The sequence below is a fragment of the uncultured Parvibaculum sp. genome, from assembly GCF_963975745.1.
Lineage (GTDB): Bacteria > Pseudomonadota > Alphaproteobacteria > Parvibaculales > Parvibaculaceae > Parvibaculum.
In genome coordinates, this window is record NZ_CAXBIB010000003.1 from 113296 (window position 1) to 137702 (window position 24407).

Here is a 24407-nt window from a genome sequence, read left to right on the forward strand (position 1 = left end):
GCCCCGCCCCTATAGGGTCCGCGCGGATTTTATCCCGCGCACAGGCCTTGCCATGGAAGTCGCCCTCGGTCTTGTTCTGCCGATCTTCGGTGTCATCGGCTTCGGCTACGCGGCCGCGCGATCGAAGCTTCTCGGTCCGGCGGCGATTGACGGCCTCGACACCTATGTCTTCAGCTTCGCCATGCCGGCGCTGCTCTTCCGCAATCTTGCGCATACGGAATTTCCGGCGACATTGCCCTGGGGTCTGTGGGTTTCCTATTACGGCGCGATGCTCGCCGTCTGGGCGGCCGGTTCGCTCGTCGCCTTCTTCCTGCTGCGCCGACCATCCTCAGATGCGGTGATGCTGGGGTTCGGCTGCGGGCAGGGGAACACGATCATGCTCGGCCTGCCGATCATCCTGACCGGCTTCGGGCCGGAGGCGGGTACACCGGTTTTCCTGATCCTCGCCTTTCACGGCATCATTCTCTTCACGATCGCGACCTTCCTGCTTGAGCTCACGCGTGTGCGCGAGGGCGAAGCGCAGCCACGCTTTCGCGCGATCCTCAAGGAAGGACTGCTCAACACGGCGAAGAATCCCGTAATCATCGGCATAGCGGGAGGCGTCATCTACGGGCAACTCGGAGTGCCGCTGCCGGCCGTCGTCGATGCATCGCTCGACATGGTGGCGCGATCGGCGATCCCTTGCGCACTTTTCGTGCTGGGCGGCATGCTGACGCGCTACGCCATCCGGCGTTCCATCGGCGCTGCGTCGGTCACAAGCTTCTTCAAGCTCGTCGCGCACCCGGCGCTCGTGTTCGTGCTGGCGCAGTTTGTCTTCGGGCTGGAGCCGCTCTGGGTCGCGGCGGCGACGATTCTGGCCGGCATGCCGACCGGCGTCTACTCATCGATCCTGGCCAATCGCTACAAGGCCGCGCCCGGCGCCGCATCGAGCGCGGTCGTCCTTTCGACCGCGGCAAGCCTTGTCACGCTGACCCTGCTGCTGGGTTTCTTTCTGGCCCCGTCCTAGTCGCCTGCCGCCACCATGATCTTCGGCGTGTGCGGACGCGGCGCCGTCAACCGGAACATGTCCGGCCGGATGAAGAAGAAGGCGAGCGGCGTCCTCGAAACGATGCGATAGCCAATGATCGGCGCGATCACGGCGACGGCCGTCGAGACGAGTGTGATGAGGTCGCCATTCTCGACACCCAGACGCACAAGACCGATGCGCATGGTTGCCATGGGCAGGAAGAACGACAGGAAGATGAAGAGCGAGTGGCTGCCGACATAGGCGAGCGGCGCGCCGAGACCTGCTGAAGCCAACAGGCTCACCAGAATGATGGCGCTGCCGGCGCCGGCAACACCCATCAGCAGTTCGAGCCCGCGAATGTCGATGAGGTGCGAGAAGACGACCAGTGCGACACTTGCCAGCATGACCGTGGCAAGCGCGGCGGCGCGCAGCGGCAAGGCGCGGGCCCAGTCGGCAAGCTCGAAGATCTGCTTGGCGCCATAAACGCCGGTGACGAACCAGATGAAGCGCCAGGCGAATTCGTCGATCAGCATCCAGCCGGTTTCGATCCGGGCGAAATAGAGGGCAAGCGCGAAGAAGAAGACGAAGGCCGGCCGGGCGCTGCGCAGCAGCCGCATGGTCGCGAAGAACAGGGCGAGCGCGTAGATGAACCAGAGCACGGCGAAGGGCTGGATCGGAATCATCAGCAGGTCGACATAGGTAACCTGCCAGGTGCTTTCATGGGGAATGGCGATCTTCAGGCCGATCTGGATGACCGACCAGAGCAGGTAGAAATAGGCGAAGTGGACGATCTTGCCGTCGACGAACTTGCGGAGGTCACCATAAAGCGCCTTCCAGGCGAAGAGACCGGCAACGAGGAAGAAGAGCGGCATGCGGAACGGTTTGGCGAACTCGGCCAGCGCCCCGAAAATGACCGGCAGATGACCGATTGCTGCACCGACGCCGGCCGTCGTGTGTTCCATCACCACCAGGATGATCGTCAGGCCCTTGGCCATGTCGACCCAGTCGATGCGCTGTTTCGAAACGGCGGAAGCGGTTGCGCTGGCCAATTTCGGCTCTCCTTCGGTTCATCCATGCCGATTCCGTCCTCTTTCGGGATCGGATCGGGTGTCTGAAGCCAGAGAAGCAGCTTTCGCGCCAATGCGGCCCGGCTGGCGGCGGATGGTTAAAATCCGACCATGCGGCGGATGTCGGCCGGTGTCTTTCCGGCGGCGCGCAATTCGCGCAGGCCCATGTCGCCGGCGCTTTTCGACAGTCGCCGGCCGGTCGTGTCGCGAATCAGACGGTGGTGGCAGTAGCGGGGCTCGTGCAATCCGAGCAGGACCTGCAGCATGCGGTGAATATAGGTTGCCGGGAAAAGATCCTGGCCGCGCGTGACCAGCGTGATGCCCTGGATGGCATCATCGACGGTCACGGCCAGATGGTAGCTCGTCGGCACATCCTTGCGGGCAATCACGACATCGCCGAATAGCGCGGGCCTGACCGCGCATCGTCCGGTCTCGCCGTTCGGCCCTTCGCCGTCCTCGATGAAGGTCAGCGGTGCGCCGGCGATTTCCTCGGCCTTCGCCAGCGCCCTGGCGGTATCAAGCCGCCAGGCATAGCTGCGGCCTTCCCACATCAATCGGCTTCGTTCGGCAGGCGAGATATCCTTGTAGAGGCCCGGATAGAGCGGCGCGCCGTCGGGATCGGCCGGCCAGTTGCGGGGCGGGATCCCGGTTGCGGCGATCGCGTCAGCGATTTCCTTGCGTGTTGCGAAGCAGGGATAGACGAGGTCCATGTCGCGCAGGCGTTTCAAGGCGGCCTCGTAGTCGGCGAAATGTTCCGACTGGCGGCGCACCGGCTGTTCCCAGTCGAGACCGAGCCAGGCCAGATCCTCGTAGATCGCCGTTTCGTATTCGGGCCGGCAACGGCCGATATCGATATCCTCGATGCGCAGCAGAAAGCGGCCGTTCAGGGCGCGGGCCGTTTCCCAGGCAAACAGCGCCGAACAGGCATGGCCGAGATGCAGCCAGCCGTTCGGGCTTGGCGCAAAGCGCAATACCTCCATCCGTCCCTCGTTTTCCTGCATTGAAATGACCGGTCCGCCGCTTAGTCTCGGGTGAGCGCATTGTTATCGCGCGCGGCCGCCGTGCGGAAGGGGAAGCGAATGCCGAATACACTGACCGGGCCGAGCATTGCTGCCGCCAGTGGCAAGACCCGGCAGCTTGTCATCCTGTCGCATGGCTATGGATCGGACGGCCAGGACCTGATCGGTCTGGCCCCCTATTGGCAGCGCCTGCTGCCGGATGCCGATTTCGTCGCGCCCAACGCCCCCGAACCCTGTCCGGGCAATCCCGCCGGGTATCAATGGTTCCCGATCGCCCGTCTCGATCCCGGTGAAATCCTGCGTGGCGTCGAGATGGCGGCGCCGGTACTCGACCGGTTCATCGATGTGCAGCTGGCGCTGCGCGGGCTCGACGACAGCCAGCTCGCGCTGGTCGGCTTCAGTCAGGGCACCATGATGTCGTTGCATGTCGGCCTCAGGCGCTTGCGGCCGCCGGCCTGCATCGTCGGCTATTCGGGGGCGCTTGCCGGACCCGAACGGCTCAAGACCGAACTCCGGGGGCGTCCGCCCGTTCTGATGGTCCATGGCCACAGCGATGACATGCTGCCAGTCGCCCGGATGCACCAGGCCGTGCAGGCGCTGGGCGAGGCCGGACTGTCGGTGCAATGGCATGTCTCAACAGGGCTTGGTCACAGCATCGACGAGGCCGGGCTGACGATGGGCGGGTGTTTCATCGCCGATGCCTTTGCCGGCCGTCTCGGGGCGGCTGAAGCGGGCTGATCCCGACGAAATCTCGTGGTCTTCACAAAGCTGTCGCGCCGGATATAGTAGCCTGACTGCTACGGGGAGCGACCATGGCAAAGGCGCGCCTCTTCAGGAGGACGGTGTGCACGGATCCTTTGCGACTCCGGATAGTTGCCCGGCGCTGGTGCTGAATGCGGATTACAGGCCGCTCAGCTATTACCCTCTCTCGCTCTGGTCCTGGCAGGACACGATCAAGGCGGTGTTTCTGGATCGCGTCAATATCGTCTCCTGCTACGACACGGCGGTGCGATCGCCGACATTCGAAATGAAACTGCCGAGCGTCGTGTCGCTCAAATCCTATGTGAAGCCCGCCCGGTTTCCTGCCTTCACCCGGTTCAATCTTTTCCTGCGCGACCGCTTCACCTGTCAGTATTGCGCGGCGCGGCAAGACCTGACCTTCGATCATGTGATCCCGCGCTCGCGCGGCGGGCAGACGACATGGGAAAACGTCATCACGGCCTGCGCGCCCTGCAATCTCCGCAAGGGCGGCAAGATGCCGGCCGATGCGCAGATGTTTCCGATGCATGCACCGTTCCGGCCGACGGTTGGCGATCTGCATCGCAACGGCCGCGCTTTCCCGCCCAACTACCTGCATGACAGCTGGCAGGACTATCTTTACTGGGACAGCGAACTGGAGCCGTAGGCCGGGTTCAGGCCTTCTCGGAAATCCGGATGGCCAGCCGGCAGGCGGCCTTGATGGCGCCCGAAAGCAGCGGGTAGGCCGGGGCTTCCTTCGCGCCCGCTTCGATCGCCTCGTCGCGGTGGCGGACCTCTTCCAGACGGAATTCCTCGATCGTGTCGCGCAACGGCCTTTCGGCGCTGCCCAGCCCGTCAAGCCGGTCGACCTGTGCCTTGTAGTGTTCGTCGATCACTTCCTCGACGGCGGCCGTGCAGGCATGGGCTGCCTTTTCGCCCATCAGCGCGGTTGCGGCGCCAAGGGCGAAGCCCGCGACATGCCAGACCGGTGCGAAGGCCGTCGGGCGGACGCCGCGTTCGTTGACGATCTCGTTGAAGCGGGCGAGGTGCAGTTCCTCATCCTTCGCCATGTGTTCGAGCTTTTCGACCAGCTCCTTCTTGTGCGGCAGGTTGCGAAGGACGGCCAGCTGACCCTGGTAGATTCGCACGGCGCCATATTCGCCTGCATGGTCAACCCGGATCATTTCCTCGATCGCTTCATCGCGCGCCTGACCCGGCTGCGCCGAAAGGCGCGCCATCTTGTCAGGTTCGGGCCTCGGGTGGCGGTGGGTCATCAAGCCTCTCCGCGGCTGTCGCGGTAAAACCGCCAGAGCGGCAGCGCGGCCAGCGCGCCGAGCGCGAGCGAGATCAGCAGATTGAACCCCGCCAGCGAAACACCGAAAAGCGACCAGGCCGCTTCGTCGCAACGCGGTGCGTGGATGCGGCCCTGAAGCGCCGATTGCAGTTCTTCGAGAGAGCCTGCCACAAGGTTGCCAGAGCCGCAGGCGACAGGTCCCTCCCACCATTTCTGTTCGACGCCGATGTGATAGGCCGAGATGCCGACGCCGGCCAAATAGGCCGCAACACAGAGGCCGAGAAAGATCAGGACGCCGATGCCGATATTCGCCTCGCGCGACAGGAGGCCGGCAATCAGCGCCGCACCGATGGCGAAATAATGGGGCGCACGACCCTGAAGGCAGAGCGAGCAGGGGATGTAGCCCAGCACATGTTCGAAGAAATAGGCGCCGGCCAGCGTCGCAATGCTGGCGGCAACCAGAATCCAGGGGATGGCGGTCGAGGGGATACGCTCCATCATGATCGTCATTCAAGCACGAGGCGCGGCCGGCTGTCGCGTGCCTTGTCGCCGCAGCACACAGGGACCGGCTGCCCTATTTCTTTTCGATTGAAGGCCCGGCCCGGCCCAGTATGATGCGCCCCGCGCTTCGGGAGCCCCTGTGGCGGAATGGTAGACGCGGCAGACTCAAAATCTGTTGTTGGCAACAACGTGCTGGTTCGAGTCCGGCCAGGGGCACCAGCCTTCGCACTTTGTGCTTCGGCTGGCAGGCCGTGCCATAGGTGCGTGGCTTCAGCCGAGCATTTTCTGCATCAGCACCAGGTCGAGCCAGCGGTCGAACTTGCGGCCGACTTGCGGCATGCGCGCCACCTCGCGAAAGCCGAAACGCTCATGCAGGCGGATCGAGGCAAGATTGCCGGCCTCGATGCCAGCAACCATCGCATGCATGCCAAGGCTGGTGGCGGCCTCGATCAGTGGCGCCATCAGCATGCTGGCAATACCGCGCCCGCGCCGGTCGCTCCGTACATAGACCGAGTTTTCGACCGTGAAGCGATAGCCCTCATGCGGTCGAAAGTCGCCGAAGGTGGAATAGCCGGCGACGGCGCCGTCCTTGTCGACGGCTACCAGCACGGGGAATCCACGTGCCAGCCGTTCGCGGATCCAGACGCGGCGGTTCTCGATATCGGTGGGAGTTTCGTTCCAGATCGCGGTCGTGTTGGCGACGGCCTCGTTGTAGATCGCGAGGATTCCCGGCAGATCGGCTTCGGTTGCCGGCCGTACGACGATCCTCGCCGCTTCGCTCACTTCACGCCGTCCCAATGCTCGTTCAGCAGCCGTGCGAACCAGTTCCGGAAGCGCTTGATACCGTCCTGATCGAGCCCGACCGCCTCCGCCAGCTGGCGGCCGACGATTGCCTCGCCGAATGCCGCATTGGCGGTCAGCATGGCCATGAAAAGCGTGTCTTCCCTGTCGGGCGTCGGCTTGCCTTTCAGTTCCGCATATTCGGAGCGCCGCGCCTGAAGCGCGTCGACGATTTCGCCCATGATGTTGTGAGTCGCGGAGTTCTCCGTCGCGCGGCCGGTCAGCAGCAGCCAGGAGAGAAGGCGTGCCGTACCCCGGTCGCTCAGCGCCTCGAACACGTGTCCGATGTGATCGGCGGCGTCGGAATTGGCGTGGCCGCTGCCCAGAGCCATCAGCATGGTGTCACGCAACTGCGTGTTGGCGCGTGCGATCAGTGCACGGACCAGCCCCTCGCGGCTTTCGAAATGATGCAGGATGGCCGGATGTGAAATACCGATATCCCGGGCGATGTCCTGCAGTCGCAGGCCTTCGGGTCCTTGCCGCGCCAGGCGCTCTTCGGCGGCATCGAGAATCAGGCGCCGTGCCTCCTCGGCCGTGCGGCGGACGCGTTTCCCCGACGGTCGGTTTGGACTGGCTGTGGATTTGGCGATGGTTGGCAAGCCGGATTCCCTCGATACGTTTATATTGACAACAATGTAAGTACTTGATACACGTAACAGCAAGGTCGACGATGTATATCTCATCCTAGCAACGGGATAAGCGCCATGACGACAGCCAGTCCAGCCGAATTCGGAGCTTCCGGCCGATCGAAGCCGAAGCGCAAGCGCATCGAGCCCCTCAAGGCGCTGCGGGCAATCCGGGCCCTGATCGCCGACAAGGAGGATACGGGCCAGGTCTTCAAGATCATCGATGCGTTGTCGGGCGGTGCGAATGATCGCCAGTTCAGGCATTTTATCGCAACCGAAACCGGGCAACGGATCGCGGCCGAGAAGCGCGACCTGATCGCTACACTCAACAAGCGCGAATGGTTGTCGAGCCTGCCTGAGGGCACGCTCGGTCGCAGCTATTACGCGTTCATGGCCGAGGAAAATCTCACGGCAGACGGGTTGGTCGAAGCCAGCAAGGAGGCGCCGCGCCGCTATGCCAGAGACGAGAACGAACAATTGTTCGGCGACCGTCTACGCGATCAGCACGATCTCTGGCATGTAACGACGGGTTATGGCCGCGACGGGCTGGGCGAGCTGGCTCTACTGTCATTCACCTATGCACAGACACGCAATCGCGGCATCGGTTTCATCGTGCTGGTCGGTGCCCGGATCAGCAGCAAGCGCAACCCCGATCTGAAGCTCTGGCGGGTTGTTCGCGAGGGTTTCCAACACGGAAAACGAGCCAAATGGCTGCCTGCGACCGACTGGGAGGCCATGCTCGAGAGGCCGCTCGACGAGGTCAGAGCCTTGCTCGGTATCGAAGCGCCCGCCGCCTACAACGCGGTCGAACCGATTACCAGCGAACGCGAGCGCGCTTTCATCGAACGGCAGGCGCAAAAGAAAGCAGCCTGAATTCAGGCCAATTTCGAGTTTTACGACAAGGCTGCTTGGCCTTTGCCGCTTCCCGGTTATGCTTGCCTGAGTGAGCCGAGCGAGGGGAGGCATAGCCGTGCTGACCGTTTACGGTCTGAAGAATTGCGACACGTGCCGCAAGGCGTTGAAATGGCTGACTGACCAGGGCATTTCCCATCGCTTTCATGACGTTCGGTCAGACGGGATCGCGCCTGCAGACGTCAAGCGCTTCGCCGGGGCCGCAGGCTGGGAAAAATTGCTCAACAAGGCGAGCACGACCTGGCGCAGTCTGCCCAAAAACACCACGGAGAATATCGCCGAGGCGTCTGCGCTGAAGTTGATGGCGGAGCATCCGACCCTGATCAAGCGTCCGGTCTTTGACGACGGCAAGGGTTCGATTGTTGTCGGCTTTCGCGATCCGCAAAAGGTCTCGATTAAGGCGCTCGCCAAAGCGAGGCCAAAGTGAGGTTCGGCGGCCGGGCGGCACCGACGCCGTCGCTCATGTTGCCGATCGGGACGCCGCGTCTCATCCTGCGCGACTTCATCGCCCGCGATCTCGAGGAGGTTCACGCCTATGCCTCGCTCGAAGAGGTAACGCGTCATCTGATCTGGGGACCGAACACGCTGGCGCAGAGCCGGGAGACAATCCGCGGCTTTCTCGATGACCAGAAGCAGAAGCCCCGTGTCAATTTCGACCTTGCCATTGTCCTGCGGGACGGCAAGCGGCCGCGCGTGATCGGCGGTGTCGGTCTGAAGTTTGCTGATTGGGAACGCCGGACTGGCGATCTGGGCTACGCGTTGCATCCCGACTACTGGGGCCAGGGCTATGCGGCGGAGGCGGCACAGGCACTGATGGAGGCCGGCTTTCGCGAACTCGGCCTGCAGCGCATCTATGCGACTTGCGACCAGCGCAACAAGGCCTCGGCGCGGGTGATGGAGCGGCTGGGCATGCGTCGCGAGGGGGCGCTGCGCCAGAGCCGGTTCATCCAGGGCGAATGGCGGGATGAATATCTCTACGCCATCCTGGCTGCGGAGTTTTTCGGCTAGAGGTTTCGGACCGGCCTGGACACCAAATCCATATCTTCTTCATGGATATTCGTACCGCGACGGATCAGGAATTCGATCCACGTCCCGCGGTCGCGGGTTTCCAGAAGATCATGCCCGGCCTCGGCGCAAAAATGAGGCATGTCAATCCGGGCGACCGGATCGCTGGCAAAGACCCGCAACAGCCGCCCCGGTTCCAGACGCAACAGGCGCTTGCGGGCGCGCAGTACCGGCAGCGGGCATTGTTGACCGATCACATCGAGCAGAACTTCGCCCGCTTCCTCGTGATTTTCTTCCATTTCCCGCCTGGGCTCCGATGGCTTCGACAAGCGGCCGGATGATGACGGCTCGATCCCGGGCTGTCACTCCGTTTTGAGGGCGGCTTGCGGTTGACGCCGATTTTACCGGTGAAACTCCGGCTTTTCTTGACGGTAGGAAGCGGGCACAGGCATAAAAGGAAAAAGAAGAAGAAACACGGGGTTTTCACGGGATCGGAGGACTATCGGGATGGGCCTGGTCAAAAGGATCGGCAACGAGATCACCTTTCTGCGCGCGGCGCTCCGCACGCTGAAAAAGGCGACCGCAATTCGCGAGAACACGACACATACCTTTGCCGACACGATCGAGGAGCTGGCGCGCAGCAGACCAAACAACGTCGCGATCTATTTCGAAGACCGGAAGATCACCTACCGGGAATACAACGAAGCGGCCAATCGCTATGCGCGTTGGGCAAAGGGCCAGGGACTCGGACGCGGCGACGTGATTGCACTGATGATGGAAAACCGGCCCGAATATCTGGTGGCCTGGCTGGGCATCATCAAGGCAGGCGCGACGGCGGCGCTCATCAACACCAACCTGACAAAGGGCCCGCTCGCCCATTGCCTCAACATCTCGAATGCCAATCATCTGGTTCTCGGGGCCGAGCTTGCCGAGAATTATTCGACGGCAGCCGATCAGCTCGAGCGGTCGATGACGGTATGGGCGACGGGTGGCAATGTGCAGGGCGCCAACGATCTCGATGCGGCGCTCGGACAGCAATCCGGCGAGCCGTTGCCTGGTGATTTTCGCGCCGGTGTCACGACGGAAGACGACGCGCTCTATATCTATACCAGCGGGACGACCGGCAACCCCAAGGCAGCGCGCATCCCGCATGTTCGGCTGCTGACCATGATGGCGGCTTTTGCGGCGGCGGCCAATGCCAACGAAAAGGACCGCATGTATGTGGTGCTGCCGCTCTACCATTCGGCCGGTGGCGTTTGTGCGGTAGGCTCGACGCTGACAGTCGGCGGTTCAGTCATCATCCGGCAGAAGTTCTCGGCAACGCAGTTCTGGGACGATGCGCACAAATATGGGGCAACGCTGTTCCAGTATATCGGCGAGCTCTGCCGCTATCTGCTCAACACCGAAAAACATCCAAAGGAAACCAAGCACAAGCTGCGCATGGTGATCGGTAACGGGCTTCGCCCGGAAATCTGGCCGGCCTTCCAGAAGCGATTCAAGATTCCCCGTGTGCTCGAATTCTACGGTGCGACCGAAGGCAATGTCGCGTTGATGAACTTTGACGGCACGCAGGGCGCGATCGGTCGTGTGCCGGGTTGGGCCAAGAAGAAGTTCAATGTCGAGATCGTCAAGTTCGATATCGAAAACGAAAAGCCGGTGCGGGGCCCCGACGGGTTCTGCGTTCGCGCCGAAGCCGGCGAAGCCGGCGAAGCGCTGGGACGGATCAGCAACGATCCCGACCAGCCGACCGGCCGTTTCGACGGCTACGCCAAGAAGGAAGAGACCGAAAAGAAGATTCTGCGCGACGTCTTCGAGAAAGGTGATGAATGGTTCCGCACCGGCGACCTGCTTCGCCAGGACGCGCAGGGCTACTACTATTTCGTCGACCGCATCGGCGATACGTTCCGCTGGAAAGGCGAAAACGTCGCGACCTCGGAAGTGGCCGAGGCGATCTCGGTTTTCCCGGGTGTCAAGGAAGCCAATGTCTATGGCGTTCATGTGCCGGGCGCCGACGGCCGCGCGGGCATGGCCTCGATCGTTGCCGAGAACGGTACGCTCGATCTGGACCGGTTCCGCGACCAGATGCTGAAGGAGTTGCCGGATTATGCGGTGCCGGTCTTCGTTCGCCTGCAGCCCGAAATCGAGATCACCGGTACATTCAAGCACCGCAAGGTTGAACTCGTGAAGGAAGGGTTCGACCCCTCGGTCGTTCCGGACCCGGTCTATTTCAACTGCCCGGTGCAGAAGAAGTATGTGCCGCTCGACCAGACGCTTTACGGCAAGATCTGTGGCGGCGAGTTCCGGCTCTAGCAGGCGCTCCGCTGCAAATGGAAAAGGGCGGCTCGCATGAGCCGCCCTTTTTGCATGTCTATCGAACGGCGCTTACTGCGCAGCGTCGGTCTTCTTGCCGAGACCCATGGCTTCGAGGATTTCGGGCCGGATGTTCTCCGTCCCTTTCTTCTCGATGTGCTGGGCCACGCGGGAACCCACCGCCATCATCGCCTGTCCCATGAAGGTTTCACGGTTGGTGCGTGCCCAGTCGAGCGATGCCTCGCGGTTTACGTTCGTCTCCTGGAATTTCGGGAAGACATAGCGCGCCATCAATTCGTATGAGTGTTTGGTGTTCTCCCAGTTCGCCCAGTTATGCGCGAGCTGCATGAAACAGCCGAAGCCGCCGGACTGCTGTTGCAGGCGCTCGATCTGCGCGATCGCGTCGTCCGGGGTGCCGATGACGGCCATGCCCGAATTTATCAGTGCATCGACCGGATCCGATCCGTCTGTCGGCGCCAGCGGCAGGGCCGCGACTTCGCGGAAGTAGTAGAGCCATTTTTCGAGACCGAAGCGCACATTGGCGCGCGCCTGTTCGCGCGTTTCGGCGATATGGACCGGACCGACGAGACGCCATGCATTGCGGTCGACCGTCTGACTGTTGTCCTTTGCCGTGTCCTCGCAGATGGCCCAGTTGGTGGCGAGGGCATTGAAACCGCCGGCCGATGTCGCGCCGATCGAAAGCAGGCCCAGACCGTGCTTGCCTGCAGCTGTCGCACCTGTCGGCGAGACCTGGCTTGCAACGGCGATCTCGACCCCGGGGCGCGAATAGGGCGTCATCTGCAGGCGTGCGTTGTTGAGCTCGAACCAGCTCGTTTTTGCGGTCACCGTCTCGCCGCGCAGCAGTGGTACAAGCACGTCGAGTGCCTCGTCCATCATGTCGCGTTGCCTGGCAACCTCGATGCCCATCATGAAGGCGTCCGATGGCAGGGCACCGGGGCCGACACCGAACATCACGCGACCGCGCGTGATGTGGTCGAGCTGATTGATGCGGTCGGCCAGCATCAGCGGATGGTGATAGGGAAGCGAGGAAACGCCTGTGCCGAGACGAATGTGCTTGGTGCGCTCGGCCAGGGTGGCGATGAAGAGTTCCGGGCTCGCGATCAGTTCATAGCCGGCCGAGTGATGCTCGCCGACCCAGGCTTCGTCGTAGCCGAGCTTGTCCATCCACTGGACAAGCTCGATGTCGCGCTCGATTGCCAGTGTCGGGTTCTCGTCGAGGGGGTGGAAGGGGGCGATGAAAGCGCCGAAGCGCATCTTGGTGCCGGCCATTTGAACGGTTCCTTTTCCTGATTGTTTCCCTGTTATCGAATTCTAGTTTCCGGTCGGTGTCCTGGCCTTCAGGCCGTTCAGCGCAATATCGAGAAATTCACGGTTGAAGGCCGATGTGTCGGCTTCGGGATGTGCGTGCCACCAGGCCGTCAATGCGCTCCATGTGGCGACGATCGCCGCAGCGCCGACCTCGGGCGTGAAGCCAGGGCGGAACTCGCCGCGCTTCTGACCGCGCCGAAGAATGGCGGCCACAAGATCGAGAACGCTTGCATTCAGTTCCGATGCTACGAGATGCGTGGCGGGCTGGTCCATATACTCGCTCAGCATCTTGCGCATGACCGGCGCGTTGGCCTGCCAAGCATCTTCGAAGGCAGCTGCCAGAAAGTGAAGCTGCTCCTCGGCCGTGCCATCCTGTGTCGCAAGCTTTTCGGACAGCGTTGCCGTGATCTCATCGTTGAACGCATGGATCAGGGCTGCCTTGCTGGCGAAATGCAGAAAGAAGGTCGCCTTGGCGATGCCGGCGCCGTTGCAGATATCCTCGATGGTGACGCCGTCATAGCCATGCGCGCCGAACAGGCGCATGGCCGTGCGGTAGATCTCCTGCCGCGTCCGCTCCTTCTTGCCGGCGCGGCGGGGCGGGGTCTCCGTCTCGATCTCGGCGGATTTCAACGGTTTGTACCTCTGGTTGTTTCGGCTGGCGTTTGCGCCACAGAAAATAGACTGCAGTACATTTTTCTGCAAGCAGAGGATGGGGCGGGGCGTTGCGGGGCTAGGGGGGATACCCTAGAACAATAAGCCAAATGCCGGAATAGCATCGGCCAAAACAAGCAGAACCGGGAGACGAAACATGGGACGGGTAAGCGGCAAGGTGGCGCTGGTGACCGGCGCGGCAAGCGGGATCGGTCGGGGGGCGGCGCTGGCGTTGGCGGCAGAAGGGGCGAAAGTGGTCGTCACCGATGTCGATGAGGCCGGTCTCAAGGAAACGGCGATGCTGATCGGCAAGGCCGGCGGCACGGCGTCGGCGCACAAGCACGACGTCACCAGCGAAGCGCGCTGGGCGGAGATCGTCGCGGCGGCGAAGTCGGAATTCGGCGGCCTGCATATCCTCGTCAACAATGCCGGCATTGCGATCGGTGCCTCGATCTTCGAAATGTCGCATGCCGATTGGTCGCGCCAGCAGGCCATCAATGTCGACGGCGTGTTTTTCGGCGTCAAACACGCCGTTCCGCTGATCGCGGCTTCGGGTGGCGGATCGGTCATCAATATTTCGTCGGTCGCCGGGCTTCAGGGCGCGCCGGGGCTTGCCGGCTATTGCGCGACCAAGGGCGCAGTGCGTCTGTTCACCAAGGCGGTCGCCCTCGAATGCGCGCAGGCGCAGATGAATGTGCGCGTCAATTCGGTCCATCCCGGCATCATCGACACCGCGATCTGGCAGAAGATGACGCCGGGCGGCACGGAGGCGCTCGCCTCCAGCGTGCTGCCGATCGCCGAAGGCGCCAATGCCATCGATCCGAACGCGATTGCGGTGGCGACACCGCTTGGTTATGCCGGATTGCCGTCCGACATCGCGGCCGGGATCGTGTTCCTCGCCTCGGACGAGTCGCGCTATATGACGGGTTCGGAACTCGTCATCGACGGCGGCATGACGGCGCGCTGACGCGGCGTTATTGCGTCTGGACGATCTCGTCGGTGATGCGCCAGTGGCCGTCGAGCCAGAGCACGATCTCGCGGGCGCATGGATGATCGATGGCGGCGTAGCGGGTCCGCAGCGCCGCCATTTCTTCGTCTGCCAACTGGTTGCGCCCACGGTCCTGGAAAACAGGCAGATCTTCTTCGATCATCTGCGCCAGCTCCGGCCCCGCAACCTCTTCGGCGGCGGCGCGGAAAGTGGCGTCCGGCCCATATGACGCGCCATCGCGGTAGAGCGCTTCGAGGGTCAGCATCGGGATGCGACTCAGCCAGGCTTGTGATGCCGGGTTGACACCATGCGCCGCCATTTCGCCGCCGCCATCGCATGTCCGGCCGGTGAAGGCTCGCAGATGCAGGAAAGGCGACATGCGCTGGCCGTCGTTCACCGGATAATTGTCCCAGATGAAGGGCTTGCGGCGCAGCGTTTCAGCAGTGCGCGCCAGATGGTCCGCGGGGAGTTCCTTCGAGCAGACGCGGGGGCCCGTCCACATGATTTCGACGGCCGGATCGAGTCGTGTGCCTAGCGTCTCAAGGTAGCCGGGCGGCCGGGCGCCGAAGACGCGGTCGAGGACCGGATCGTCGGTATAGTAGCTGGGACAGACGATCATCCGGTTGGCATCGCTGCGCTCGGCGATCCAGTCGACGATCTCGATCTGCTTGTCCGCCAACCCCTCGATATCGCCGCGCATGTCGTCGAAGAGAATCGCAAGGTCGACGCAACCGATCTCCTTGAGGAAGGAAAGCTTCGCCGCCAGCGCTGCGCGGGCGGCTATGTCGAAGTTCAGATAGAGCTCATACGGGCTCAGGCCTACACCGAAGCGGACACCGGCCGTCCGGCATTGCGCGGCGAGGCGCGCGAGGTCGTCGGCCATCTCCTTCGGGTGCGGCTCGGCCCAGCGGCGGCGCAGATAGGTGTCGGCCTTCGGGGCATAGAGATAGAAGCCGTAGCCATGACCGGCGAGAAAGGAAATATTCGCTGCACGCTCGTCGGCGGTCCATGGCCGCCCATAGAAGCCTTCGATCGTGCCGAGTTCCGGTGCCATGTCAGCCGCGCATCACGAGAAACCCCGCACGCGGGAAGTGAACGACAACTTCGCCGACCCGCGGGTCACGGCGCTTCAGCGCGATATGCTGGGCTGAGGAGGAAACGAGCTCCCCTGCAATCGGGTCGCGGCCATAATCATCCGCCATGACCGTCACCTTGTCGCCGGGCTTCAAGCCGTTGGGCTCGCCGGGATCGGCTTTCACGGCTTCGCTCGAGGACGCGGCCTTCGCGATGTCGAGCGCGGCGTCGCGCGAAATTTCCTGCCGGCTTCCATGGCCGACGGCCTTCACGCGGTTTTCCCAGGCGGCGAGATGCGGCATGGCTTCGGCACTCTTCATGGCGGCCGGCACAATCCAGCGGATGAAGGCCAGATTGTAATAGGCGTTGGCATCGGCGATGCCCGGTGCCTCGCCCATCAGGAAGCTGCGGCCGTCCTCCAGCTGCTCCTCGAGCCAGCCGAGATTGGCGCGCAATTGTTCGGCCATCAGGGGCGCGCCCGCCTTCATCGCTTCGGTGTCGAAGGGGCGGCCCATCAGCTTTGTGCGGTCGGCCTTGAAATCCTCGCCCATCGCGTCGGGCGCATTACCGAAAATGACCGCGACCGCGGCCATGAAGAAGCTGCGATCAGTCCACAAGCCCATGCCCCAGCCAAGGCCCCGGTCGCCGCCGACAAAAATCGACGGTTTCGGGAAACGGCGTTCAAGTTCGCGGATGATGATCTGCGTGTCGCAATAGATATCGGCGCCGATCTGCATGACCGGAATTTTCCGGTAGCCGCCGGTCAGCGCCACCAGCTCCGGCTTTGGCATGATGACGGGCTCGTCGCAGGCGAACCAGTCGAGGCCCTTGATGCCGAGCACCACGCGCACCTTCTCCGAAAAGGGCGAGATGTCGTATTGATGCAGGATGATCGATTGCGCGTCGGCGGCCATGGAGCGCTCCTATTCGAATTCGTGGCTGAAGCGGATATTGTCTTTCGCGAGGCCGTCGAGAACGATCTCGACGCCGCCGGTCTTCATCATCCATTCAAGCCGGTGATCGCGATATTCGCGCTTGAAGAGGCCTTGTTCCAGCACATTCGCGATCTGGGTCATGCCGGCGATGCTGTCGCGTGCTTCCTTCGCCGTCTGCGCGACGCTGGGCCTCGCATTGACGCGGGCGAGCCAGCGGCCCAGGGCTGTGCCTTGGCCGGGGGCGTTGCCGAAGCCGGCCGAGCCATTGACATAGGGCACGACCGCGAGGTCGCCCCAGCCGAAGTTTTCGCCGTTGAGCCAGTCGGCTGATCCCAGTTGTCGCGTCAGCCATGACTGAATACGGCCGGTTTGTTCCGCGGCGCGGGCCTGCATCTCGGCGGCCTTCGCGCCGGTGGCGCGGCGGAACCAGGCGATTTCGCCGAGGCCCCAGTTGATCGCCTCGTAATGCGTGTCGCAGACCTCCTCGATCATCCGAACTTTGGCGCGGGCGGCCGGCGACGCGGGCAGCAGGGGCGGCGATGGGTATTTGTCCTCGAGATATTCGAGGATGATGGTCGAATCGAAGATCTGTACATCGCCGTCGATCAGCGCCGGCACCTCGGCGCGCGGATTGGCGGCGGCGAACTCGCCCCGGCTCGTGCCCGCGCCGATGCCGTCGGGGGTTTTCAGCGCGAGGTCGACGCCCTTTTCGCGGGCGGAAATCTTGACCTTCTGCGCATAGGGCGAGAGTGGATGTTCATAGAGTGTCGGCATGGGGTCCCCTCCGATGTCGTTTGTCGCGATCATCGGCGCGGCGGGCATCCCTGTCCATGTCGGTGCGATCACGGCTGCGTGACGTGACGCAACGTTAGAGCACCATATCCGGTCAAACCCTCAAGAGGCCTTTCTTCTTGGCCACTTCGGCCATCTGGCCGAATAGCGTTGCCGCATCGTTCGGCGTGCGGTCGCCGTCGAACTCCTTGTAGAGCGTTGCGACATTGACCACGATGCGTTCGCCGTCGCCCCAGCTGTCATAGTCCGACATGTCGATGTCCAGTGCCGCGTCGAGTGCCGAGAGGCCGGCATCATGGCGCTTTTTCGCTTCATCGCGCACATAGACGAGATACTCGCGCACGGCCCTGACACCGTTCTTGCCGGTGATCGGACCATGGCCCGGCACGACCGTTTCGACATCCATCGCCAGGATTCGATCGCAGGCATCGATCCAGTTGCCGACCGGGCCTTCCCACATGATCGGGTGACCTTCGATGAACAGGATGTCGCCGGTGAAGACCGTCTTGTCGGCCGGCACATAGACCAGCGCGTCGCCCGGTGTGTGCGCGGGGCCGACATGCATGATACGAATCTCCTTGGCGCCGACATGCCGGGTCAATTCTGTTTCGAAGGTGGTGGTGGGCAGTGTCTGCGTCACGCCCTTGAAGTCGAAGGCGCCGAAGCATTGCGTTACATATTTTCCGAGATCGCCGAGACCCGGCGCCATGTCGAGAAAGCCGGCCAGCAGGGCCGGCGGTTCATGGCGCATGGCCTCGACGGCGAGCTTGTGGGCGATGATCTCGGCGCCGCTGCAACATTCGTTGCCATTGCAATGGTCGCCATTGTGATGGGTGTTGACGACGGTTCCGATCGTCGCCGCCGCCTTGGGTTCGGCCTTGCGCATGGCTGCCAGCATCTCGCGGGTCAGCGGCACGTCGAACAGCGTGTCGACCAGGAAGGACTCGCCGCTGTCGACGATCAGGCCGGCGTTCGACCAGCCCCAGCCGCCATCGGGCTGCAGCCAGGCATAGCCGCCATTGCCGAGATCGTGCAGGCCCTTGGTGTACTGAAACTTGCCGAGGCCGAGTCCCATGATCTTCCTCCTCAGGATATGCCGGTCATGCCGCTGTCGACGGCGAGTATCTGCGCGGTGATGTAGATGCTTTCATTCGAAACCAGAAAGAGGGCCGCATTGGCAATTTCCCAGCCGGTGGCCTGACGTCCGAAGGGGACGGGCGTGCGGCCGCGCGAGGGGCGGCCTTGCGTCGCCAGCCGGCCGAGCGGCGTGTCGACCAGGCCCGGCGCCACAATATTGGCGCGGATGCCCCGGCGCGCGCCTTCGAGCGCGACATGTCGCATCAACCCGCCCAGCGCCGCTTTCGATGCGTCATAGGCCGGCAGGCGCGAGCCGGCGACAAGGCCGGCAATCGAGGAGATGAAGACAATCGGCGAGCCATCGGCCAGCCGCGGCAGCGCCGCCTTGCAGCAGAGCATCGGTCCGCGCAGATTCACCGCCAGGACCTTGTCCCAGTCTTCGGGCGTTGCGCCTGCAAGGCCGAGGCCGCCGACGCCGATGCCGACATTGAGTACGAGGCCGTCGAGCCCGCCCAGTGCCTTTTCTGCCTCGCCGATCATGCGTTCAATGTCGCCGGGATTCGAAATATCGGCTTCAATGGCACTGGCCCTGCCGCCTTCGGCGGCGATTTTTGCTACCGTCTCGTCGGCCGAGATCCTGTTGATATCCGCCACGGCGACATCTGCCCCCTCGCGCGCGAAGAGGATCGACATGGCACGGCCATTGCCGACGGGATCGGTCGCTGCGTCGAGTACGCGCTGGCCGCCGCCGACCACCAGAATGCGCCGTCCCCCGAGCCTGCCGCGGCCTGGCGCCTCGCCCTTCGATTCAGGCGGCAGCGCCTGCACGAAACCGCTCTCAGCCATTTCCCTTCATGCTCCGTCTGATTTCGTCGAGGCCGCTTGTCTCGATGTCCTTTTCCTCGAGTTCGATCTCGAAGGTTTCGAGGTAACGGCAGACGAGCAGATAGATGCCGATGATGATGACCAGTTCCTGCATGGCGGCATCGCCGAGTGCGCGATGCGCGTCTGCGAACAGTCTGGGATCGGCCTTGACGTTCGCCACCTGATCGTCGGTGAAGGCCAGCACGGCATTTTCAGCTTCGCTGAATACCGACGCGGGGAGCGCCCCCGACGCGGCATCGATGCGCGCGTCCGACATGCCCAGCATGCGTGAGACGCGGCGATGCTGGTGTTGCTCGTAGACCGAACCGCAAAGATGGCCGACGCGCAGGATCACCAGTTCGCGCAATTCGGCGTCAAGCAGGCCGCTGTTGAGATAGGCGTTGATCAGCGCCATGAAGGGCGCGAAGGACGCCCCGCTGCCCGAAAGCATGCGGAAGATGTTGAGGGGCGGCAGCGCGTCGCGAAGCGCGCGGTCTTCCGACGGCAACAAATCGGGGTCGGGATAGGGAATACGCGCCATGATCAGTCCTGCATGCCCGGCAGCTTGACGCCCGACTTGTGGTCCGGATCCTCGATATCGACATCGAAGGTTTCGAGAAAATTCGAGACCAGCGTGTAGAAGCCGATGGTGATGACGAGTTCCTGCATCTCCTTGTAGGAGAGCTTCTCGGCCAGCGGATTGAAGGTCGCGTCGGCGGCGCGGGTGTTTTTCACCACATCGTCGGTGAAGCGCATGACCAGGCGCTGCATGTCGTCGAAGACCTTCGCATCGGGCCCTTCGTGGATACCCTTGATCAGTTCCTCCGACATGCCGAGTTTTCGCGAGATCGCCTCGTGCTGGTAGACCTCGTATTTCGAGCCGCGCAGCACGCCGGTGCGGACAATGGCGATTTCGCGCAGGACCGGATCGAGATCGCCATAGACCAGGATCGAATTGCCGAGCTTGATGAAGCTGTCGAGCATGTCGCCTGAATGGCCGAGCATCCGGAAAATGTTGAGATTGGGCAGTTTCTCGTAGGCCGCCCTGGCGCGGCCTTCGGCCTTGGCCGGATCGAAATAGGGGATGCGGGCCATGTCGTGTCGTTCCTCCCTGAAGACATTTTTCTTGTTGCGGTCAGTCTAACCGGCGCTGCCCCTGCGTCCAGCGGCAAGAGCATTCGCCTTTCGCGAAAAGGTGTTCCGGCTCTGCTTGCCCCGTTCGGACGGGCAGGTAAACTCGCGCCAACAAGAGCCGGCGGGAGCAGAGCGGGCGCCGGCAAGGGATCAATGGGAGGAGTTTCGGCATGGTGGACATGGCACAGGTGCATTCGGTTGCGGATATCACCCGCGTCTGGGCCAGGGAGGCGCCCGACAGCATCGCGCAGGTCTTCGAGGGGCGCGAGACCAGCTATGGCGAGCTCGACCGCCGCGCCAGCCAGGTCGCGCAGGCGCTGATTGCCGACGGCTGCAAGCCCGATGCGCGCATCGGCTTCATGGGCAAGGGTTCGGACCGCTATTTCGAAATGCTCTATGGCGCCTTCAAGGCCAAGGCCGTGGTCGTCGGCGTCAACTGGCGGCTGGCGGCGCCGGAAGTCGTCTATGTCCTCAATGACAGCCGCACCGAGATCCTGTTCGTCGGCGCCGAATTCTACGACATGGTCGAGAAGGTGCTGCCGGAATGTCCGACGGTCCGCAAGGTGGTGGCGCTCGACGGCGGGCGCAACGACTGGCCCGCATTCGACGACTGGCGTGCGGCCGCGAGCGACGCCGATCCGATGCTGCCGCCCCATCCGGAAGACGATGTGATCCAGCTCTATACCAGCGGCACGACCGGCCATCCCAAGGGCGTGCAGCTGACCAATGCCAACTACCTCTCGATCTTCGATCAGGGCGAGAAGGCCGGCTGGGCCAATTGGGGGCAGGGCGAGGTGGCGCTGGTCTGCATGCCGCTGTTCCATGTGGCGGGCGTCAATATCGGCCTGATCGGCAACATTCACGGCTGCAAGAACATCATCCTCAAGGATGTCGACCCGCAGGCGATCCTGAAGCTGATCGAAGGCGAGAAGATCAACATCGCTTTCATGGTGCCGGCGGTGATCCTGTTCCTGCTGCAGCAGCCCAACATCAAGTCGACCAATGTCTCGTCGCTGCGCCAGATCATCTATGGCGCTTCGCCGATTGCCGAGGACGTGCTGCGTCAGGCGCAGGAAACCTTCAAGGGAGCCGATTTCGTGCAGGTCTATGGCCTCACCGAAACGGCGGGCGGCGCGACCAACCTGCCGCCCGAGGCACATGACCCGGCGCGCGGCAAGCTGCGCTCCTGCGGCGTTCCCAATCCCGGCATGGATGTCCGCGTCGTCGACGACAAGGGTGAAAGCGTGCCCGTCGGCGACGTTGGCGAAATCGTCATTCGCGGCGGGTCGATCATGAAAGGCTACTGGAACCGGGCCGATGCGACGAAGGATGCGATCCGCGACGGCTGGTTCTACACGGGCGATGCCGGGTTCTTCGACAAGGACGGCTATCTCTTCATTCATGACCGGGTCAAGGACATGATCGTTTCGGGCGGCGAGAACATCTATCCGGCCGAAGTCGAGAATGCGCTGTTCGGCCATGCGGCGATTGCCGATGCCGCCGTGATCGGCGTACCGGACGAGAAATGGGGCGAGGCCGTCAAGGCGATCGTCGTGCTGAAGCCGGGAGAGAAGGCCACGCCGGAAGAGATCATCGCCTTCGCCAAGACGCGCATCGCCAGCTACAAGGTGCCGAAATCGGTCGATTTCATCGAGGCGCTGCCGCGCAATCCGTCGGGCAAGATCCTGCGGCGCGAATTGCGGCTGCCTTACTGGGAAGGCCGGGCGCGCATGGTCAACTGACCGCGCCGACGACGCAGAAATTGCCATCCGGGAACCGTGCACGGCCGAAGGCGCGGGCCCGACACATATCCGCATCTTGAGGGAGAGCGAGCATGAGTCTTGCCGAGGACACGGGCGTCGTGGCGCCGTTCAAGCCGCTGAAGCAGAAGCCGCCGAAGATCACGGTGCGCCGCGCGGTCGACGGCACGGTCTATGTCGCCTCCGACTATCCGCTGGGCGAGATCAAGCGCAGCACGGTTCATCTTCTTGAGGAGCGTGCGGCGATGCACCCCGAACGCCGCTTCATCGGCGAGCGCGGCGCGGACGGACAATGGGTCTTCGTCACCTATGGTGAGGCCAATGCAAGGGCCGATGCGGTGGCCAGCGCGCTACTGGCGCGCGGCATGAATGCCGATACGCCGCTGATGATTCTTTCCGGCAATTCGATCGCCCATGCGGTGATGGCGCTGGGCGCGATGAAGGCCGGCGTGCCAGTGGCGCCGGTCAGCGTGCCCTATTCGCTGATGAGTTCGGATTTCTCGAAGCTGCGCCATGTTGTCGGGCTGACGCGGCCGCAGATGATCTTCGCCGATCACGGCGATCTCTACGGCAAGGCCATCGCAGCGGTTGGCGAAGGCGCCGAGATCGTCACCTGCACCGGCAGCGTTGCGGGCGCGACATCCTTCGCCGATCTCGTCGCGACGCCGGTCAGCAATGCGGTTGCCGCGTCGATGACGAAGATCGGCCACGATACGGTGGCCAAATATCTCTTCACCTCCGGCTCGACCGGCATGCCGAAAGGCGTCATCCAGACGCATCGGATGATGATGGCGCAGCTGGCGGCCGGCGAGGCGCTCCGCAGCGAGGAACCCGATCCCGACGAAATCCCGCAAAGTCTCGAATGGATGCCATGGAACCACATCTCGGCGGGCAATATCGGCTTCAATGCCAATCTGAGTGCGGGCGGCACGATCTATCTCGACGCCGGCAAGCCCATTCCCGGCATGTTCGACCAGACGATTGCCAATCTGCGCGAGGTTTCCCCGCGCGTTTTCGGTTCGGCGCCGGTCGCCTTTGCCATGCTGGCCGATGCGATGGAGCGCGATCCGAGCTTGCGCGCCAGCTTCTTCCGCAATCTCGAATATATGGGCTATGGCGGTGCGACGCTGTCGAGCGACATCTATGACCGGATGCAGGCGCTGGCCGTCGCCGAAACGGGTTACCGCATTCCGCTGACCACCATGTATGGTGCGACCGAAACCCAGGGCGTCACGGTGGTGCATTGGGTGACCGAACGCGTCGGGCTGATCGGCCTGCCTGTACCCGGCATCACGCTGAAGCTGGTGCCGAACGGCGCCAAGCTCGAAGTGCGTGTCAAGGGCGCGACGATCACGCCCGGCTATCTCAACGATCCGAAAAAGACCGCCGAGGTTTTCGACGAGGAAGGTTTCTACAGCCTTGGCGATGCGGCAAGGTTCCTCGACGAGCGTAAGCCCGAACTCGGGCTCGTTTTCGACGGCCGCGTCACCGAGGATTTCAAGCTTTCTTCCGGTACCTGGGTCTCGACCGGAACGCTGCGTGCCGACGCGGTGGCCGCTTGCACACCGCTGATCCAGGATGCGGTCGTCTGCGGTCTCGACAAGCCCTACATCGCATTGCTGGCCTGGCCCAACATTGCGGCGGCAAGAAAGATTGCAGGGCTTGCCGACGACGCTGCGCCTCAGGAGGCGATTGCGCATCCGAAGGTCGCCGCCCATCTGCGTGCGGCGTTGCAGAAGAACAACAAGTCGGGCGGCGGATCCTCGACGCGGATCGTGCGCATTCATCTGATGCTCGAGCCGCCCTCGATCGACGGCCATGAAATCACCGACAAGGGCTATGTCAACCAGGCGGCAACCGCGGCGCGGCGCGCCGATCTTGTCGAACGACTCTATCAGGAACCGCCGGCCGGCGACGTGATCGTGGTGTGAATGATGGCCGATATCTGCCCGCGCGATGTGCTCGATTTCTGGTTCGCCGCCGGCCCGGAAAAATGGTTTGCGAAGAGCGATGCCTTCGACGCCGAAATCCGCCGCCTGTTCGGCACGCTGCATGGCGAGGCGGCTTCCGGCAAGCATGACAACTGGGCCGACGAACCGCGCGGTGCGCTGGCGCTGATCCTGCTGCTCGACCAGTTCTCGCGCAATCTCTACCGGAACGATCATCGCGCCTTCGCCCAGGATGCGAAGGCGCTGGCGCTGGCCGACATGGCCGTCGCGCGCCGCTTCGATGTCGAGACGCCCGAGACCGCGCGCAAGTGGTTCTACATGCCCTACATGCATTCGGAAGACCTCGCGGCGCAGGAGCGCGGCCTTGCCTATTTCGCCGGGCGTCTCGACGATCCGGAGACGATGAAATTTGCCGTCGAGCATGCCGACATCATCCGCCGCTTCGGCCGCTTTCCGCATCGCAATGCGATCCTCGGCCGCCGCACCACGCCGGAGGAGCAGAGTTTCCTCGACGCGGGCGGTTTCAAGGGCTGATG

27 protein-coding genes and 1 tRNA gene are annotated in these 24407 nt (G+C 63.1%); 12 read left to right on the plus strand and 16 right to left on the minus strand.

All coding sequences use genetic code 11. The features are described 5' to 3' along the window. Positions 1 to 52 precede the first annotated feature (52 nt). Positions 53 to 1006 carry an AEC family transporter gene (locus AAC071_RS03575; RefSeq protein WP_339830092.1) on the plus strand — a complete coding sequence of 318 codons (954 nt, stop codon included), beginning with the start codon at positions 53 to 55 and terminating at the stop codon, positions 1004 to 1006. Here the strand turns inward: AAC071_RS03575 and AAC071_RS03580 are convergent. Beyond that, the gene (locus AAC071_RS03580; protein ID WP_339830094.1) at positions 1003 to 2055 is read right to left on the minus strand and encodes an acyltransferase family protein; all 1053 of its coding nucleotides are present in this window, start codon (positions 2053 to 2055) and stop codon (positions 1003 to 1005) included. The genes AAC071_RS03575 and AAC071_RS03580 overlap by 4 nt on opposite strands. Positions 2056 to 2171: 116 nt before the next feature. Further along, positions 2172 to 3074 carry a tRNA glutamyl-Q(34) synthetase GluQRS gene (gene gluQRS / locus AAC071_RS03585; RefSeq protein WP_339830096.1) on the minus strand — a complete coding sequence of 301 codons (903 nt, stop codon included), beginning with the start codon at positions 3072 to 3074 and terminating at the stop codon, positions 2172 to 2174. A gap of 78 nt (positions 3075 to 3152) precedes the next feature. Between gluQRS and AAC071_RS03590 the strand changes: the two genes are divergently transcribed. Together AAC071_RS03590 and AAC071_RS03595 are read left to right on the plus strand one after the other, a co-directional pair. After that, entirely contained in the window at positions 3153 to 3830 is a 678-nt protein-coding gene (locus AAC071_RS03590) for a dienelactone hydrolase family protein (RefSeq protein WP_339830098.1), read from the plus strand. 106 nt (positions 3831 to 3936) lie between these two features. Then, a complete protein-coding gene (locus AAC071_RS03595) occupies positions 3937 to 4497 on the plus strand; it encodes an HNH endonuclease (RefSeq protein WP_339830100.1) in 561 nt (186 codons plus the stop codon). A gap of 7 nt (positions 4498 to 4504) precedes the next feature. On the opposite strand, the gene AAC071_RS03600 is transcribed toward AAC071_RS03595, so the two are convergent. Further along, positions 4505 to 5104, minus strand: a complete 600-nt coding sequence (locus AAC071_RS03600; RefSeq protein WP_339830102.1) for a demethoxyubiquinone hydroxylase family protein — start codon at positions 5102 to 5104, stop codon at positions 4505 to 4507. Next, positions 5104 to 5625 (minus strand): disulfide bond formation protein B, encoded by a 522-nt coding sequence (locus AAC071_RS03605; RefSeq protein ID WP_339830104.1) that lies wholly within the window; start codon positions 5623 to 5625, stop codon positions 5104 to 5106. Before AAC071_RS03605 ends, AAC071_RS03600 begins: the two co-directional genes overlap by 1 nt. A 133-nt stretch (positions 5626 to 5758) precedes the next feature. On the opposite strand from AAC071_RS03605, the gene AAC071_RS03610 reads away from it, so the two are divergent. Next, positions 5759 to 5844: transfer RNA gene (locus AAC071_RS03610), tRNA-Leu, on the plus strand. 51 nt (positions 5845 to 5895) lie between these two features. Here AAC071_RS03610 and AAC071_RS03615 read toward each other — a convergent pair. Beyond that, the gene (locus AAC071_RS03615) at positions 5896 to 6390 is read right to left on the minus strand and encodes an N-acetyltransferase family protein (protein ID WP_339830339.1); all 495 of its coding nucleotides are present in this window, start codon (positions 6388 to 6390) and stop codon (positions 5896 to 5898) included. A 14-nt stretch (positions 6391 to 6404) separates the two neighbouring features. Then, positions 6405 to 7064, minus strand: coding sequence for a helix-turn-helix domain-containing protein (locus AAC071_RS03620; protein ID WP_339830106.1), 660 nt, complete (start codon positions 7062 to 7064; stop codon positions 6405 to 6407). Positions 7065 to 7169: 105 nt separating this feature from the next. On the opposite strand from AAC071_RS03620, the gene AAC071_RS03625 reads away from it, so the two are divergent. The 3 genes from AAC071_RS03625 (at position 7170) to AAC071_RS03635 (ending at position 9011) form a co-directional block, all read left to right on the plus strand. Next, positions 7170 to 7964, plus strand: a complete 795-nt coding sequence (locus AAC071_RS03625; RefSeq protein ID WP_339830108.1) for a Coq4 family protein — start codon at positions 7170 to 7172, stop codon at positions 7962 to 7964. A gap of 97 nt (positions 7965 to 8061) precedes the next feature. Continuing rightward, positions 8062 to 8430: an arsenate reductase gene (locus AAC071_RS03630; RefSeq protein WP_339830110.1), complete on the plus strand. Its 369-nt coding sequence runs from the start codon at positions 8062 to 8064 to the stop codon at positions 8428 to 8430. After that, positions 8427 to 9011: a GNAT family protein gene (locus AAC071_RS03635; RefSeq protein ID WP_339830112.1), complete on the plus strand. Its 585-nt coding sequence runs from the start codon at positions 8427 to 8429 to the stop codon at positions 9009 to 9011. Before AAC071_RS03630 ends, AAC071_RS03635 begins: the two co-directional genes overlap by 4 nt. On the opposite strand, the gene AAC071_RS03640 is transcribed toward AAC071_RS03635, so the two are convergent. Continuing rightward, positions 9008 to 9307 (minus strand): sulfurtransferase TusA family protein, encoded by a 300-nt coding sequence (locus tag AAC071_RS03640; protein ID WP_339830114.1) that lies wholly within the window; start codon positions 9305 to 9307, stop codon positions 9008 to 9010. The genes AAC071_RS03635 and AAC071_RS03640 overlap by 4 nt on opposite strands. 208 nt (positions 9308 to 9515) lie before the next feature. Between AAC071_RS03640 and AAC071_RS03645 the strand changes: the two genes are divergently transcribed. Then, the gene (locus tag AAC071_RS03645; protein WP_339830116.1) at positions 9516 to 11318 is read left to right on the plus strand and encodes a long-chain-acyl-CoA synthetase; all 1803 of its coding nucleotides are present in this window, start codon (positions 9516 to 9518) and stop codon (positions 11316 to 11318) included. Between the two features lie 72 nt (positions 11319 to 11390). Here the strand turns inward: AAC071_RS03645 and AAC071_RS03650 are convergent, their stop codons facing one another. Together AAC071_RS03650 and AAC071_RS03655 are read right to left on the minus strand one after the other, a co-directional pair. After that, a complete protein-coding gene (locus AAC071_RS03650; RefSeq protein WP_339830118.1) occupies positions 11391 to 12608 on the minus strand; it encodes an LLM class flavin-dependent oxidoreductase in 1218 nt (405 codons plus the stop codon). Positions 12609 to 12650: 42 nt separating this feature from the next. Further along, entirely contained in the window at positions 12651 to 13277 is a 627-nt protein-coding gene (locus tag AAC071_RS03655; protein WP_339830120.1) for a TetR/AcrR family transcriptional regulator, read from the minus strand. Between the two features lie 178 nt (positions 13278 to 13455). On the opposite strand from AAC071_RS03655, the gene AAC071_RS03660 reads away from it, so the two are divergent. After that, complete coding sequence (locus AAC071_RS03660) at positions 13456 to 14265, plus strand: glucose 1-dehydrogenase (protein WP_339830122.1); 810 nt, start codon at positions 13456 to 13458, stop codon at positions 14263 to 14265. Positions 14266 to 14272: 7 nt separating this feature from the next. Here the strand turns inward: AAC071_RS03660 and AAC071_RS03665 are convergent, their stop codons facing one another. The 7 genes from AAC071_RS03665 to AAC071_RS03695 all read right to left on the minus strand — a co-directional run bounded on the left by AAC071_RS03665 (position 14273) and on the right by AAC071_RS03695 (position 20123). Beyond that, the gene (locus AAC071_RS03665; protein WP_339830124.1) at positions 14273 to 15340 is read right to left on the minus strand and encodes a beta-N-acetylglucosaminidase domain-containing protein; all 1068 of its coding nucleotides are present in this window, start codon (positions 15338 to 15340) and stop codon (positions 14273 to 14275) included. 1 nt (position 15341) lies between these two features. Continuing rightward, a complete protein-coding gene (locus tag AAC071_RS03670; protein ID WP_339830126.1) occupies positions 15342 to 16274 on the minus strand; it encodes a glutathione S-transferase family protein in 933 nt (310 codons plus the stop codon). A gap of 9 nt (positions 16275 to 16283) precedes the next feature. After that, a complete protein-coding gene (locus AAC071_RS03675; RefSeq protein WP_339830128.1) occupies positions 16284 to 17069 on the minus strand; it encodes a glutathione S-transferase family protein in 786 nt (261 codons plus the stop codon). Between the two features lie 112 nt (positions 17070 to 17181). Further along, positions 17182 to 18162 carry an MBL fold metallo-hydrolase gene (locus AAC071_RS03680; RefSeq protein WP_339830130.1) on the minus strand — a complete coding sequence of 327 codons (981 nt, stop codon included), beginning with the start codon at positions 18160 to 18162 and terminating at the stop codon, positions 17182 to 17184. Between the two features lie 11 nt (positions 18163 to 18173). Continuing rightward, a complete protein-coding gene (locus AAC071_RS03685) occupies positions 18174 to 19010 on the minus strand; it encodes an SDR family oxidoreductase (RefSeq protein ID WP_339830132.1) in 837 nt (278 codons plus the stop codon). Continuing rightward, a complete protein-coding gene (locus AAC071_RS03690) occupies positions 19003 to 19569 on the minus strand; it encodes a carboxymuconolactone decarboxylase family protein (protein WP_339830135.1) in 567 nt (188 codons plus the stop codon). Before AAC071_RS03690 ends, AAC071_RS03685 begins: the two co-directional genes overlap by 8 nt. Positions 19570 to 19571: 2 nt before the next feature. After that, positions 19572 to 20123 carry a carboxymuconolactone decarboxylase family protein gene (locus AAC071_RS03695; protein ID WP_339830137.1) on the minus strand — a complete coding sequence of 184 codons (552 nt, stop codon included), beginning with the start codon at positions 20121 to 20123 and terminating at the stop codon, positions 19572 to 19574. 209 nt (positions 20124 to 20332) lie between these two features. Between AAC071_RS03695 and AAC071_RS03700 the strand changes: the two genes are divergently transcribed. The 3 genes from AAC071_RS03700 (at position 20333) to AAC071_RS03710 (ending at position 24405) form a co-directional block, all read left to right on the plus strand. Further along, positions 20333 to 21904, plus strand: a complete 1572-nt coding sequence (locus tag AAC071_RS03700) for a fatty acid--CoA ligase (protein WP_339830139.1) — start codon at positions 20333 to 20335, stop codon at positions 21902 to 21904. A 92-nt stretch (positions 21905 to 21996) separates the two neighbouring features. Then, positions 21997 to 23853, plus strand: a complete 1857-nt coding sequence (locus AAC071_RS03705; RefSeq protein WP_339830141.1) for an AMP-binding protein — start codon at positions 21997 to 21999, stop codon at positions 23851 to 23853. Positions 23854 to 23856: 3 nt separating this feature from the next. Next, positions 23857 to 24405: a DUF924 family protein gene (locus AAC071_RS03710; protein ID WP_339830143.1), complete on the plus strand. Its 549-nt coding sequence runs from the start codon at positions 23857 to 23859 to the stop codon at positions 24403 to 24405. Positions 24406 to 24407: the final 2 nt, after the last annotated feature.

What these genes read in the sequence shown, in the direction of transcription:
- AAC071_RS03575 (WP_339830092.1), top strand. Translation starts at nt 53, where the DNA reads ATGGAAGTCGCCCTCGGTCTTGTTCTGCCGATCTTCGGTGTCATCGGC.
- gluQRS (WP_339830096.1), bottom strand. Translation starts at nt 3,074, where the DNA reads ATGCAGGAAAACGAGGGACGGATGGAGGTATTGCGCTTTGCGCCAAGC.
- AAC071_RS03590 (WP_339830098.1), top strand. Translation starts at nt 3,153, where the DNA reads ATGCCGAATACACTGACCGGGCCGAGCATTGCTGCCGCCAGTGGCAAG.
- AAC071_RS03600 (WP_339830102.1), bottom strand. Translation starts at nt 5,104, where the DNA reads ATGACCCACCGCCACCCGAGGCCCGAACCTGACAAGATGGCGCGCCTT.
- AAC071_RS03605 (WP_339830104.1), bottom strand. Translation starts at nt 5,625, where the DNA reads ATGATGGAGCGTATCCCCTCGACCGCCATCCCCTGGATTCTGGTTGCC.
- AAC071_RS03625 (WP_339830108.1), top strand. Translation starts at nt 7,170, where the DNA reads ATGACGACAGCCAGTCCAGCCGAATTCGGAGCTTCCGGCCGATCGAAG.
- AAC071_RS03640 (WP_339830114.1), bottom strand. Translation starts at nt 9,307, where the DNA reads ATGGAAGAAAATCACGAGGAAGCGGGCGAAGTTCTGCTCGATGTGATC.
- AAC071_RS03645 (WP_339830116.1), top strand. Translation starts at nt 9,516, where the DNA reads ATGGGCCTGGTCAAAAGGATCGGCAACGAGATCACCTTTCTGCGCGCG.
- AAC071_RS03650 (WP_339830118.1), bottom strand. Translation starts at nt 12,608, where the DNA reads ATGGCCGGCACCAAGATGCGCTTCGGCGCTTTCATCGCCCCCTTCCAC.
- AAC071_RS03660 (WP_339830122.1), top strand. Translation starts at nt 13,456, where the DNA reads ATGGGACGGGTAAGCGGCAAGGTGGCGCTGGTGACCGGCGCGGCAAGC.
- AAC071_RS03665 (WP_339830124.1), bottom strand. Translation starts at nt 15,340, where the DNA reads ATGGCACCGGAACTCGGCACGATCGAAGGCTTCTATGGGCGGCCATGG.
- AAC071_RS03670 (WP_339830126.1), bottom strand. Translation starts at nt 16,274, where the DNA reads ATGGCCGCCGACGCGCAATCGATCATCCTGCATCAATACGACATCTCG.
- AAC071_RS03675 (WP_339830128.1), bottom strand. Translation starts at nt 17,069, where the DNA reads ATGCCGACACTCTATGAACATCCACTCTCGCCCTATGCGCAGAAGGTC.
- AAC071_RS03680 (WP_339830130.1), bottom strand. Translation starts at nt 18,162, where the DNA reads ATGGGACTCGGCCTCGGCAAGTTTCAGTACACCAAGGGCCTGCACGAT.
- AAC071_RS03685 (WP_339830132.1), bottom strand. Translation starts at nt 19,010, where the DNA reads ATGGCTGAGAGCGGTTTCGTGCAGGCGCTGCCGCCTGAATCGAAGGGC.
- AAC071_RS03690 (WP_339830135.1), bottom strand. Translation starts at nt 19,569, where the DNA reads ATGGCGCGTATTCCCTATCCCGACCCCGATTTGTTGCCGTCGGAAGAC.
- AAC071_RS03695 (WP_339830137.1), bottom strand. Translation starts at nt 20,123, where the DNA reads ATGGCCCGCATCCCCTATTTCGATCCGGCCAAGGCCGAAGGCCGCGCC.
- AAC071_RS03700 (WP_339830139.1), top strand. Translation starts at nt 20,333, where the DNA reads ATGGTGGACATGGCACAGGTGCATTCGGTTGCGGATATCACCCGCGTC.
- AAC071_RS03705 (WP_339830141.1), top strand. Translation starts at nt 21,997, where the DNA reads ATGAGTCTTGCCGAGGACACGGGCGTCGTGGCGCCGTTCAAGCCGCTG.
- AAC071_RS03710 (WP_339830143.1), top strand. Translation starts at nt 23,857, where the DNA reads ATGGCCGATATCTGCCCGCGCGATGTGCTCGATTTCTGGTTCGCCGCC.